11 protein-coding genes are annotated in these 13572 nt (G+C 39.2%); 3 read left to right on the top strand and 8 right to left on the bottom strand.

The window, feature by feature from the left end:
• Positions 1-97 precede the first annotated feature (97 nt).
• The gene (locus I6E61_RS06610) at positions 98-811 is read left to right on the top strand and encodes a pirin family protein (RefSeq protein ID WP_197131827.1); all 714 of its coding nucleotides are present in this window, start codon (positions 98-100) and stop codon (positions 809-811) included.
• Between the two features lie 177 nt (positions 812-988).
• On the top strand, positions 989-1597 hold the full coding sequence (locus tag I6E61_RS06605) for a nitroreductase family protein (RefSeq protein ID WP_197131824.1): 609 nt from the start codon (positions 989-991) through the stop codon (positions 1595-1597).
• Positions 1598-1807: 210 nt separating this feature from the next.
• Here I6E61_RS06605 and I6E61_RS06600 read toward each other — a convergent pair whose 3' ends face one another.
• The 4 genes from I6E61_RS06600 to codB all read right to left on the bottom strand — a co-directional run bounded on the left by I6E61_RS06600 (position 1808) and on the right by codB (position 6209).
• Positions 1808-2086 (bottom strand): peptidylprolyl isomerase, encoded by a 279-nt coding sequence (locus tag I6E61_RS06600; RefSeq protein ID WP_197131821.1) that lies wholly within the window; start codon positions 2084-2086, stop codon positions 1808-1810.
• A gap of 427 nt (positions 2087-2513) precedes the next feature.
• Entirely contained in the window at positions 2514-3764 is a 1251-nt protein-coding gene (gene codA / locus I6E61_RS06595) for a cytosine deaminase (protein ID WP_197131818.1), read from the bottom strand.
• A gap of 36 nt (positions 3765-3800) precedes the next feature.
• Entirely contained in the window at positions 3801-4949 is a 1149-nt protein-coding gene (locus tag I6E61_RS06590; RefSeq protein WP_197131815.1) for a PucR family transcriptional regulator, read from the bottom strand.
• A 3-nt stretch (positions 4950-4952) separates the two neighbouring features.
• Entirely contained in the window at positions 4953-6209 is a 1257-nt protein-coding gene (codB, locus tag I6E61_RS06585; protein ID WP_197131812.1) for a cytosine permease, read from the bottom strand.
• 691 nt (positions 6210-6900) lie between these two features.
• Here codB and I6E61_RS06575 point away from each other — a divergent pair.
• Positions 6901-7638, top strand: coding sequence for a hypothetical protein (locus I6E61_RS06575; RefSeq protein ID WP_197131809.1), 738 nt, complete (start codon positions 6901-6903; stop codon positions 7636-7638).
• Positions 7639-7909: 271 nt separating this feature from the next.
• Here the strand turns inward: I6E61_RS06575 and I6E61_RS06570 are convergent, their stop codons facing one another.
• From I6E61_RS06570 to I6E61_RS06555, 4 genes are all read right to left on the bottom strand, one after another.
• Positions 7910-8881: a glycosyltransferase family 2 protein gene (locus I6E61_RS06570; RefSeq protein WP_197131806.1), complete on the bottom strand. Its 972-nt coding sequence runs from the start codon at positions 8879-8881 to the stop codon at positions 7910-7912.
• Between the two features lie 100 nt (positions 8882-8981).
• Positions 8982-10193, bottom strand: coding sequence for a hypothetical protein (locus tag I6E61_RS06565; protein ID WP_197131803.1), 1212 nt, complete (start codon positions 10191-10193; stop codon positions 8982-8984).
• A 2-nt stretch (positions 10194-10195) separates the two neighbouring features.
• Positions 10196-11551, bottom strand: a complete 1356-nt coding sequence (locus tag I6E61_RS06560) for a glycosyltransferase (RefSeq protein ID WP_197131800.1) — start codon at positions 11549-11551, stop codon at positions 10196-10198.
• A 156-nt stretch (positions 11552-11707) separates the two neighbouring features.
• Complete coding sequence (locus I6E61_RS06555) at positions 11708-13345, bottom strand: glycosyltransferase family 2 protein (protein ID WP_197131797.1); 1638 nt, start codon at positions 13343-13345, stop codon at positions 11708-11710.
• Between the last annotated feature and the right edge of the window lie 227 nt (positions 13346-13572).

Below are 13572 nucleotides of genomic sequence, written 5' to 3'. Positions count from 1 at the left end.
AACAATTATAATATATCCATCACTTAAACAAGTTAACTAAACAGTATTTATCGTTATTTAACTTTTTAATCAACAAGTTAATAACTAGGGATAAATGATGCAAACCATATATCATGCAGCGGGCTCTCGTGGCAATGCCAACCACGGCTGGCTAAAGAGCAAACACACCTTTAGCTTTGCTAATTATTACAATCCAGAACGTATGGGCTTTGGGGCGCTACGTGTTATTAACGATGATTTTGTTATTGGCGGTCAAGGTTTTGGCAAGCACTCACATCGCGATATGGAGATTATCAGTATCCCGCTATCGGGTAAGCTCGCTCATGGTGACAATATTGGTAATAAAGGTATTATCGAAACGGGTGAAATACAGGTCATGTCAGCAGGTACGGGCATTACTCACAGTGAAATGAATGACAGTCTTGATGAGGCGGTGCAGTTTTTACAAATATGGGTAATTCCCAACGAAATGGGAGTGACGCCACGTTATGAACAAGTGCGTATGGCTGATATCATGCAGCCAAACCAGTTCAACCAAGTGCTATCGCCAAACACTGACGATGCAGGTGTTTGGATCCATCAAAATGCATGGTTTAGTATGGGCGACTTTGAGAAAGACATGACTGCGTCTTATCAGTTAAAAGACGCTAATAATGGGGTTTATCTCTTTGTCATTAGCGGAAAAGCCACTGTAGATGGTAAGACGTTAGATACTAGAGATGCGCTTGGTATTTGGGATGCTCAGCAGTTCATAGTGGATATCGAAGAAGACGCCAAAGTGTTAATCATGGAAGTACCGATAACTGTTTAATACCTTTCTATGCTCATTATTTGTGACATACAAAATGTTAAATAGCGAGATTGAACCTAGAACCAGGCTTTGAATACGGTATCTTGGAGTACGGTATCTTGGTTTCAAAGGCTAGTGACTATTTATCCCAATGCATCAATATTTAATTTTAATTCATAAAAACTACTGGAGAAAACCATGTCAAATTTACAAGATTTACAGAAATTAGCAGAAAAACGCCGTTCTATTTACGCGTTAAGCAATCAATTACCAGTATCAAATGATGAAGTAGTAAAATTGGTTGAGCATGCTATTTTGCATACTCCATCAGCGTTCAACTCACAGTCAACGCGCGTTATCGTGTTGTTCGGTGACGAGCATCAAAAGCTGTGGCAGATGACGGAAGATACCTTACGTGATATCGTCAATGACGATGAGCAATTTGTATCAACTAAGCAAAAAATCGATAGCTTTAAAGCGGGTGCAGGTACCATATTATTCTTTGAAGATCATGCAGTGGTGAAAGGTTTACAGGAAGCAGCACCGTTATATGCTGACAAATTCCCAGTGTGGTCTGAACATACCAGTGGCATGCATCAGTATATGATTTGGACTGCATTATCTAGTTTAGATATCGGTGCAAACTTACAGCATTACAATCCTATCATTGATAGTCAAGTTGCCGACGCTTGGAATGTAGATAAGGACTGGGAGTTGGTTGCACAGATGGTATTTGGTGCGATCGAGCAGCCTGCAGGTGACAAAGCATTTAAATCTGTAGACAGTCGCTTAAAAGTGTTTGGCTAACACATCCTAGCGTTGAAGACAGTAAAACCAATGAACCCGCTATGAATAGATATCATAGCGGGTTCATTGGTTTTGATAAGTGATAAGCAATCAGAAGATTAATGTCATTTTAAATACAGACATTTTAAATAAAGTTATTTGAAATATGGGTTTGAATGATGTTCAGGACATATTTTAGTTAGATTGCAATCAAAACCCCAATTCTAACGCTTATGTTCTGTAAAGCACTTTAACCACATGCCAGCCAAATTTGGTTTTTACTAAATGCGGGGTGTAGAGTTCACTGCTGAAGCAGACTTTATCAAATGCTGGCACCATGTCGCCTTTTTGAAATTCGCCTAAGCTGCCACCTTTCTTACCTGATGGGCAATTTGAATGCTTTTTAGCCAGCACATCAAACTTAGCACCTTTTTTGAGCTTGATAATAATGTCCTCAGCCACTTCTTTGTGTTTTACTAAAATGTGTAATGCGCTAGCGGTACGAGCCATAATATAAACCTTTCATAAAATATCGATTATCAGGGCATTATACCATGGCTTATCTTGGTTGCTCACTCCAGCTGTCGGCTCTACTTTATCAAAAGTAATGGAGCGACAAGTTATGCAGCCAAAATGGCAAGTCTGTATGTAGCTAACTGAGTTGGAAGGTAATACAAAGCAAATAAAGCCGTTAATAGTATAGATGGTGGTGATAAGATTATTGGAGTATATATTTTTTATAATAGCCCACATGCTATAAACAAAAAAAGCCCCAATCTTAAGATTGAGGCTTGCTAAATTTGGTAGGCATAAGCATAACTACCTCACTAAGAAAAAAACTTTGCGATCAGCAGTGCACTCAAAACCTGGGCGGTAAATATTGCGTTCAAGAGAGCGGGCTCGAACGCAACTTCAATTGCTTTCAAAAACCGTTAATTTATTCAGCTAACTTCACAGTTTGATTCAGAATAGCAGGCTGTCTAGATACCAGTACCTCTCCCGCTCTTACAGAATATAAAACGTCGCCTTGTTTTTGGATGACTTCAAGATCATTGCCACCTTCAAGAACAATAAAGTTTGCAGGCTTGCCCACTTCTATACCGTAATTTTCAAATATATTAAGCGTTTTAGCCCCATTATCTGTAATTAAATCCAATGCGGTCTCTAGGTCTTCATATCCCATCATATGACATGAGTGAATACCTGAATCTAGCACACGAAGTAGTTTGCCATTACCTAATGTATACCATGGATCCTGTATTGAATCTTGACCGAAACATATATTCATTCCAGCATCTCTTATTTCTTTAACTCGTGTGATACCTCGGATTTTTGGATAACCATCAAATCGTCCTTGCAGATGCATATTTTCAGTAGGAAGCGCAATGAAGTTTATTTTAGATTTTTTTAGTAAACGAAATAATTTAGTACAGTAAGCATTGTTGTAAGAGTGCATGGCAGTCGTATGGCTTGCGGTAACGCGTTCTCCGATGCCTTTTTCTAAGGCAGCTGTAGCCAATACCTCTAAAAATCTTGATGCGCCATCGTCGATTTCATCACAATGAACATCAACTAGTTTCCCATGCTTTTCTGCAAGATCGATGATCCATCGCATCGACTCAACCCCATATTCTCTAGTGTATTCGAAATGAGGAATACCACCGATAACATCAGCACCTTCTTCAAGTGCTTTTTCCATCAGCTCCTTGCCGTTAGGAAAGGATAAGATACCTTCTTGGGGGAATGCAACTATTTGTAAATCAATATAAGCACTGAGTTTTTCTTTTAAAGCGACTATTGCTTTTAAGGCAACTAATTCAGGATCGGTAATATCAACATGTGTCCGAATATGTTGAACACCATTTTCAATCAATAGTTGTACTGCTTTTAATACTCGTCGCTGAACATCTTCGCTGGTTAACATTGGCTTGCGTTCAGCCCAACGCTCTATTCCTTCAAACAAAGTGCCACTTATATTCCAGTTTGGTTCGCCTGCTGTAAATACAGCATCAAGGTGAATATGAGGTTCAACAAAGGGAGCGGACAGTAAGTTCATTTTTGCATCAAGACTTGACTCTAATGGAGTGACTGGGCCATCTTGCTCGATGATGCTTATAAATTTTCCATTTTCGCATTCAATGCTATATAAGCCCTGTTTACCTCGAAGTTTTGCATTGTTAATAATCATGGTTTTTCCTAATTAATAGTCATATTTTATAAAAATTTAACTGATGAAACGATCTGCAATGAGCGCTATTTGTAAGCTCAATCGCTGCTGAGCATTACTTAAATTAAAACCGGTCAGAGATTCAATTTTTTTTAGTCGATTGGATAAAGTATTTCTATGTATATTCATTGCCAATGCTGTTTGTCGCATTGAACATAAATTATCAAAATAGCAATTTAAAGTAGTTTTCAGAATCAAACTCTGAGTATCATGTTTGTTGAAAATATCACCTAAATGCTGACGACAAAAAGAATCAATTTCATTGTTATCGATATGAGTAAAAAGTTGAGCAATACCTAATGAGTTGTAATGTATAACTTTGTTTTTGTTATTCTCTCTGTGAAGTCCAGCACTTTGTCTTGCCTGTGAAACTGCTTTATGAATTACTTTTAATTCTTTTGCATCGCTGATACCAATAGTGCAATCAAAACCACATGCAAGTAACTGTTGATGTAATTTATGCCATAGCTTCATACTATCACTACAGTATTCCGATGATGTCGGCGTAATAGCAAGCCAACCTTGATGCAGCTCTGCAATAGGAAGTTGGATCCCCTCATTTAGCATAAACTGACTAATTATATGGTCCCCTTTAATTAACTCTTCATCTGCAATACGATTTGATTTAATAAAGGCGACAGATAATCGTTGAGCTGGATCGAATCCTATTTCTGTGGCTTTAATGAGGTCTATTTCAGATACATGGGGATTATCTGCAAGGTTCTGTAGAAACCAACGACTCGATTTATTATTGAGACCATCCATAATGATCGCATTAGATAGTATTTCGGTAACGTTGACCATTGGGATCGAGTAAGGTTGTTCAAAAAGAGGAAAGTTTAGTTTATTTGCAAAATCCAAAACTTCATTAGGAATGGTATCTAGATATGGTGACTGCGTTAAAATGACTAGCCCACTGGTACATTGCTTTTGGGCTTTTTTAATTAGAATAATAAAGTCTTGTACAGTCCAATTCCAATTTAGTCCAGTCACAAAGATTAGCTCTCCACCTTGTGTCCAGGGTTCAATTTCTGTGTTTTCTGCAATATAAGGCCAACGTATAGCATTTTTGCTACCTTGTAGCCCTGCGCGAAACTGCAGCTCTTCTAGTCCATTTATTTGATTTAACGATCCAATAGATATCATTGATTAAATACTCTGCTTTCGTTGATTTTTTACGGTAGAGAGATTTAATAATATGGTGTAAGCAATAGCAGAAGTAACAATGCCAACGAGTGGTGCAATCCAAGGTGAAGCGTAAGCGCAACCCGAACCAATAATATAAGCAGATAATCCCGTCATATTGTACTGTGGCAATTCAATACTGCTCAAATCTGGCATGTTGCCTTTATATTTCACCCAAAAATCTGTCATGATGATCGCACCAATTGGTGGGATAAAAGTGCCTAATAATATTAGAAATGGGATCAGCATATTGTACATTCCCATGACGGCTAACGCAGTTCCCAATGCGGCACCAAATAGTGTAACTAAACGCCTTTTATCTGTTCTTAACAAGTTACATCCTGCAGCTGCAAAGTTGTAAATAGTATTGTCTTGGGTAGTCCAAATATTACTGAAAAGCATTAGAATAGCGACAAGCATAAAACCTTGAGAAACAAGTACATCAACGATATCTGCCTGTTGGTATATAGAAGTGCCAAAAGCACCAATGAATACTATTAAGCCATTTCCGATAAAAAATGCCGCTAAAGTGCTTATGACCGCTACTTTTCCTGATTTAGCAAAACGGCTCCAATTTGTTGCTTGCGTACCTCCACTTACAAAAGTGCCAAACACTAAAGTAATTGCAGCTGCGACTGGCATACTTTCGGTGGGTTCGATAGCTATAAATTCCGAAATACCACCTATATCAAGAATACCTTTGTAAAAACATAAGCCAATAAAGAATAGCATTGCAGGAACGGAAATTTTTGAAAGGATTTCTAATGCTTTATAACCGATATATGCACTGATACAAAAACCGAAACCAAAAACTATCATTAATGGGGTTAGCCATGTATCTGGCAATTCCAATAATTTTACAATGACGATAGCGATCGTTGCAGTACCCCACGCATACCAACCAATTTGTGTAAATCCTAATACAACGTCAGATAGCTTGCTGCCATTTAACCCGAAACAATATCGACCTAATAACACGGTATTTAAGCCAGTTTTACAGGCAATGTAGCCTAAGCCTGCTGCATAAGATCCAAGCAGTAAATTGCCTATGAATATAATAGAAATTAGCTCATAAAATGAAAATGATTTGCCAAGCGTACCACCTGCCCACATTGTAGAGGTAAAAAATGTAAAGCCCAATAACACCGACATCATGGACCACAAGCCTTTTCTCTTGTCAATTGGTACAGCACTTAAAGGGTAGTCATTGGATTGATTCATCACTTAATATCCTTACTCTGGAGGTTATGGTTTAGAAAAAGCAACCTTTATGCCAACAGCAAAAATAAAATAAAATAAAAAAATAAGTGACAAAATAACCATAAACTCGCCTCCTAAATGTACCATCTGAACAGGCTTTGTTTTTTGTAGGGAATTACGTTATTTAGAGAGTACGAAGAAGTGCACCAAATTAATCCTCTTACGTTCTTATATGGTGCATGCTCATTGACGCTGAAAATAACTATTTCCACTACAGTCTATATTTTGCGGACAAAAAAAGCCCCAATTGTGAGATTGGGGTGATGAACATTGATAGCTAGGCATACTTGATACCGTAAACGCGAGAGGATTATATCGCTCATTACTAAGATAAGATGGGACCTCATCATGTTCATGGGGCAGATTTACGTTCTAGCAGTGAAGCTTATATTGCTGTGGGCGGCTTTGACCATATACCTTGTCATGAAGATGTAAATCTGGTCGAAAAATTTGAAGCTTAAAGCTATGCCATCACTTGGCGCAATCGTGTCCGCGTGATGACAAGTAACCGTTTGAAAGCTCGAGCAAATGAAGGTTTTACAGCATTTATAAACATTTTAGAACAAAACAATCTACATTAAGATACGCAGTACAAGATTGTACTGACTTATTATTAAGTGTAAATATACTTCAATAATAAGGAATATAAATCATGTCAAATGATCCTACTAATAACGATAACATCAAGAGTGCTTTGGAATCTCTTGAGAATACAACAGAAGCTCCTTCAAATGATGGGTTAACGGGTGTTGAGGTCTTGAGAGGTGATACAGTAATGTATGAAGACGGTGACTTCGAAGATTACAATGATGAAAAAAAGGCTGAGTCTGATAAAGAAGACGAATCTAACAAAGAAGACGAATCTAACAAAGAAGATGAATCTGATAAAGATGATAAATCTAACAAAGAAGATGAATCTGATAAAGAAGATGAATCTGATAAAGAAGATGAATCTGACAAAGAAGATGAATCTAATAAAGATGATAAATACAGTATGACGATAGCCAATATCTACCAATGGGCATCTAAACTTAAGGATGATTTTATCTCTGATAAAGATAGTAAATCTGATTCTAATGACAAAGAGACATCTAGTAAATCTGATCAAGATGACAAACACAGTGCAACAATAGCTAATATCTATCAATGGGCATCTAAGCTTAAAGATGATTTCACCTCTGAAGCCTTTAGTATGACGCATGACGTTTCTGAAAAGGCAGTTGCTATGATGCTTAATAGGCTGCTGTACGCTACAGAAGCTGAGCTAAAGACTTTTGATAAGAACGTAGAAGACTCTAAAGAGCCAGTGCCCAATGCCGCAGAGGAACGTAGTAAGATTACCGATAAAAAAGATAAGTATCAAAGTATGCTCGACCAACTACTGAGCTAATTGGCACTTTACTTCAATTTGCCTAAGGACGTTGAGACGAAGAAGATACAATTAAATGTATCATTAGTACTGGTCTTCTAATAGCGTCCTTAGCCGCTTGAGAACAACTACAGTTGGTGCAAGCATTAGGTCTGCCACTACGACTATTAATGATAATGGCAAGACTGCCCATTTTTGATACGAGCATACTTGGGATCTTGAACGCCGCGAAATGAGTGCGTCGCCGCAAGAAGTAGAGACAGTTCGTCAGTATTAAGCCTTAACTAAAAATTCAAACATAAGGTGCATTAGGGCAGTGTGCTTGCTCTATCTCATGTGGGCTAGGTTTCCGTAACGCAATTATCGGCGTCGACTGTACCGCTGTCCAACGGATAAGTCCTATATCTGAAAATTGCTTAAGCCACCCCTCCATTGGCCAATGCTGCCATTTCTCATAAAAACGATTGGCATTGATGATGATGCTATCTAGATGATTAAGAGGTGGCCGATAGACGCTATGCTGCTGGTGGTAAACAATGTCAGCTGTAAGATAAAAGTCGATATCTAATTTTCGCGCAGTAAAAGCAAAGTCAGTATCTTCGGCTCCATAACCGATGTATTGAGTATCAAACCCACCTATATGCTCAAACTGTTGGTGTTTAATCGCAAAGCATAAACTCCAAAACGCACCGTAATCATCGGTCTGCTTAATAACCGTCTGCTTTATTGAGGTGGCAATGCAGCCAGCCTCATCGAAATTATAACGATAAGGGTTGTAGATAGACAGTTCATTTAAAAAGCAGGCAGTTAGCATGCCACTTTGTAACTCTAAGCCTTCTTCATCTGACAAAGGACGCGTGAGATAGCGCGGTTGACCCATGAGTAAGGAGTCAGGATATCGTTGCAACTTAATGCTTAATTGCTCAATAAACGTCGGCGCTACTATACAATCAACATCTAAAAATATAAGCGTGTCATGAGTGGCTCGCGCTGCACCCACATTACGATTGCGCCCAATATCAAAACCTTTTTTATTTGATATATCGGGCGCTTCTTCAGTGATAGTAGGCAGTTTTATGATGTTTAAAGAAAATTCAGCCAACCGCTTTGGGTCAGCGTCGTCATTGACGATGATGACTTCGTCAGGCTGGACGCTACCGTTCATAAGGCTGCTGAGTAGATTATAAAGATGGCGATTGCGCCCATAACAGGTGGTGATAACCGTTACTGGCACATGGTCAGTACCATCTTTAACAGTAGACATGGGTTTTATGTTCATCAGTCGTTATCGCCTCTTTTATTATTTTACTTTTTTCATGATGCGTTGGATATTATTGAGAGTTTGTTCATTAGTGTTGAAGTTATTAGTAGTCAGGATTTAACTCAAGTTGAGGAAGTAACCACTTTTCGAACCAAGCTTTAGTCGTTGGATATTCAGTCGTACTATTCATAAATTCTTGGGCAGCAGTTAAACAGTCTCTGTTGCGATTTGCATTATTAGACTTTGAAATTAATTTAGGTTGTACGGGTTGCGCCGTATTTGTAGGCAGTCCATTCGGATCTATATGAGATTGTTTATGAGAGAGCAGGGTTTTAAATTGCTGCCAGCTCAATGCACGTTCTTGGTCTATTAGTGCTTGCGCCATCACGTCTTGCTCTTGATGCGGACGCTCATCCGGTAGAACAATAAGCGGCGTCGCATAATTATAGGCTTGCGCAACTGCGTTCAGACCACAGGCCATCAGTAGATAGTCACTATGTTGTATAAATGGTATGACATCATTCACTTGTGCGGCAATATCAACGTGGCATCGCATATTATCGTTTATAGGACCAAGTGATATGATAAAAGCGTTGGGTAATAGCTGGCGCAACTCGGGTAATTTCATGTCAATGGCCTGATGTCCACCGTAGCCTTTAATAACCGTAATGATCGTATGTGGAGCTTCTTTCCAGTCTTTTGAATTTGAAGCATCTAACTTCACCAGTATTTTTATAAATTCATTATAAGTGAGCTCTTTTTGTTGCACCGCATTAATGAAATCAAGATATAGCGTTTTTTTACCTACCCATTCAGGCGTCATAGCAGCCTCCAGTAGACGAGGATAAGGCGCTAGTAAAGCAAGAGCACCAGCAAAGGCATTAAGATGCGGGGTATCATCACGAATACCAGGAAGCCTGATATAAAGATAAGGAATACTAGCAGCGCGGCATAGCATCGCCACTTCAACACTCACATCGATAATCATCAAATCAATATGATGCTGATAAACCGTATCTAGTATTTGATGGCTACGTCTTTGAATATTGCTATTACCAACAGGCGAGTAATGGAGGCTATCTGGTTGCCAATGTTCTCCTGCGCGACCCTTTAGCACATCATCTGCACACTCATCTTCTGCTTGCAGCCTTACAATTTGTGTCTCATCAACAGCGGTGAAGTCATAGTCATCTCGGCTTAAGCTCGTAAATACTATTAATTGTCTTCTTACATCCGCCGGTAATAGCGCCGCAAGTTTATCAATTTGACGGCAGTGACCTGAGCCGTGATGATGTGCGTAATAGCCAAGACGCATACTCAACGCTCCTCAAGGCTCATAGTGATGCAGCAATCGTTTGACGTATGGTTTAATTTAGGATTTGAACCCGTTAACGAATTTGACTTATCATGGATAAAGGCACTCTGTGCCAGCGGCTCATTTCGTGAATTGGAAAAGCCCTTTTTTAGCTGACTGTCTCTTACTGCTGCTTTATATAGTGCAAGATATCCTTCTACCATCGCTGATACTGAGCAAAACTGTAAAGCGCGTTCGCGGCAAGCCTGACGTGATATGTGTTTAATCTCGGAAAACGCCTTTATAAAGGCTTCTTTATCTTCCTTAGCAACGATAATACCTGTATTAGGCGTGACGATTTCAGCGCTTGCCCCCACATCAAAACCAATCACTGGTGTACCACACGCCAAGCTTTCGGCCAGTGTCAATCCATAAGGTTCATCCCACGTACTGGTAAATAGCATGGCAGTTGCTTGAACGAGATAGTGATTTACCTCTTCCTTAGTCACATGACCAATATAATCAAACAATTTTTGTTCGCCATTTTTACGGTCTTGAGATAATAAAGGCGCTACTTGTTCATTAAAGTAATCTTCATTACTTTTAGGGCCAGCAATAATGAGTCTTTTCCCAGCTTCAATACAGTACTGCATGGCCAAGTGCGTGCCTTTTTCAGGACAAATACGTCCGTACCAAAAATAAAACTCGCCATTCTCTCTAATTAAACTATCCGTAGGCTGAGTGTTAGCAATAAAAGATTCAACATCAACCCCATTGTAAACGACATGTGAGGGGACGAACTCAGAAAAAAGCTGCTGCTGGTGTTTGCTGATGGCGGTAAACTGAGTGTTTGTACCATGACGTAACGTCAACAGTGCCAGACGCAACTGCGGGAAAATAGGGGTATGAAAAGTAGTAAAAAATCGAGCACCAAATGCTTGACCTGTCATCATCGGGATATGATGGAGACTATGATTGTGCACGATATCAATTTCACCGCGAGCATCACGCTCAATAATGTCACGCAGTACACGTTGATAGACCAAGTATTGATACATTTCCTCGCGGCTCATTCCTACCGTGTCATGTTCGTTCTCATAGACAGTGGCCTCAAACTCAGCTCGGGTTAGCATTGGGACTAAGGTTGCTTGTGTTCGACTGTCTTTATGGGCATATAGCAGTACCTCATGACCTTGAGCAACGAGCTCATCACAAATGAGTTGCGTAATCATCTCAAGTCCACCTGCATATGGCTGGGCAATAGGATACAAGCAGTGTGCAATAATTGCTATGCGCAATGGTTCATTGGTTATTGCGCTAGGGCGTTTATTATCAATATCAGTAGAGCTTATAAAACCAACAGAATGAGTGAAAGACATATAAACCTCAAAGTAAAAATAGCGATTATTTTAAATTGGCAAGCACGACAGGTTTTGTACAGGTAAATTATTAAAGATACTGGTATAACGCCTGTCTTCAAAAATGGACCTTTTTTTAAGGCTAAGAGTTAATAATTTTTTGTCTTCAAATACCGTTCAAATCTTAGGCGGCGCTAGGGGTTTGATTTGTTTTCGCGCATGCTTGACCACAGATTTGGACTTAATCCTGATACTGTTAAGTTTTGGCTCTGTAGCAGCAAAGTTATCAAATGCCACTTTTGCCGCACTGATTTTTAACAGACAAACTGTCAACGCACAAATAAATAATATCGGAGAATAAAGGGGTGAGAACGGTGCTACTACAAGCGCTGTGATGATATTTATTGCCAATAGCAGCTTAGGTAAAGCCACTATATTTGCCAACTGTAATGAGGGCTGATTATGAATATACTTTTGCTTTGGGGTACATATAAACGGTTTTTCACTACCCCATATAACGGGTAACCACGATAGAGCCCCAAGCTCCCAAAAATTCAAATGCATTAACCATGCTCTCAAACGCATTTTCATAGTTGGTTGATAGTTTTTATTCACTTGTTTATTCAGCGGCACCTGATCCTGCATATATGCCCATAAACGCCTTAGTAAGAAGACTGTATAACCTGCGTACACTAGATATAAAGGCATGAGCAAAGTTGAGCTGGTATTAATATCGAGAATCTTAGGGACAAAGAGTGCACTGGTAATGATAAGTAGCGTACATAGTTGTAGAAAAATAAAGAAACCAGTAAAGTTTATCCAAGCGCTGAGCTGAGAAAAGTGTGCACGCGCATAGAGTAGATGTTCGCCGACATCTTTTACTTTTATGCTATTGATAGCGTATCGATTAAGAGGGATAACAGAAGTCGACGTTTGACTTTTCTCTAGATATTTTCGGCACATTGAAGGCTTATCTATCGAGAAGTAATTGTTTATTACTTGCATATTTCCATAGATCCAACGTCGACGCTGGCACATTAAATCATTCAATGTATTGGGTAATAAACCGATGGCAATGATTTTAGGTATGAATTGACTACGCAAACCTTGTTGATGCATCAGAACACCCATCTGCGCATCTTCAGTAATCGATGCACCTGACCAGCCTCCTAAACTTAAAAGATCTGAGCGGCGTATCACCGCATAAGTTCCTGTTGATAGCGCACGCTTGCGATTAAAAGGACGGTATAAGTGATGATTGAAATAGTGGTTTAATTCGCTATGGATGTCTATTTGTCCAGCGTTACGGTAAAACTGTGGAAACTGAAGTAGAGTGTGAGCAGGATACTGTTTGATAGCATCAGCTATTGACACTCTAGCATGTGGTAATGCTTGATAATCACTGTCAACGACGACAATGTGCGTACAATCTGGGCTCATAAGTCCCAATGCTAAATTCAGAGCACCCGCTTTAAATCCGTCCACCGCGTCAATGTGATAAAAATAGACCTTTAACTCGGGGTCCAAACTGGCACAAAACGCTTCCAACGGTTTATACATAGATGGATCAGTATTATTGTTGTCGATAATAATAATTTCATCACAATCTTTTTTTACCGCAAGGAGAGATTGTATGGTGGCAATGACTAGTTTCGGAGGCTCTGCACGTGTCATCAATTGAAAACTTAAAGCCGTTGTATGGGTTTGTAAGGGGTCTTTTTCGACATGATTATTTACAGAGGAGCTTTTTACAATCTCCCCACCTATTACATATTCCAAACCTACTTTAGTAGTAACTCCCTTATCGAACGCCATAACCTATCCCTATGTACGCCTCAAATTATGCTCTTCACTTAGAAACAATGGCGAGAACTAAAAACATCAGTATCTAGTTGTTACCATTGACATTTATCGCCAATACATTTGTTTGTTAAATATCATAGCGGAAGACTTGATAGGAAATAGATAGTTAATTGTTTCTAATAATGTAAGCGTAAGTAACTTGTGTAAACTTTAGCCAATTAAAGTGAATATTAGACCTA

Source organism: Psychrobacter sp. NZS113 (assembly GCF_015864825.1).
In the GTDB taxonomy this organism is placed as follows: Bacteria; Pseudomonadota; Gammaproteobacteria; order Pseudomonadales; family Moraxellaceae; genus Psychrobacter.
This window is presented reverse-complemented; position numbering and strand designations above follow the sequence as displayed.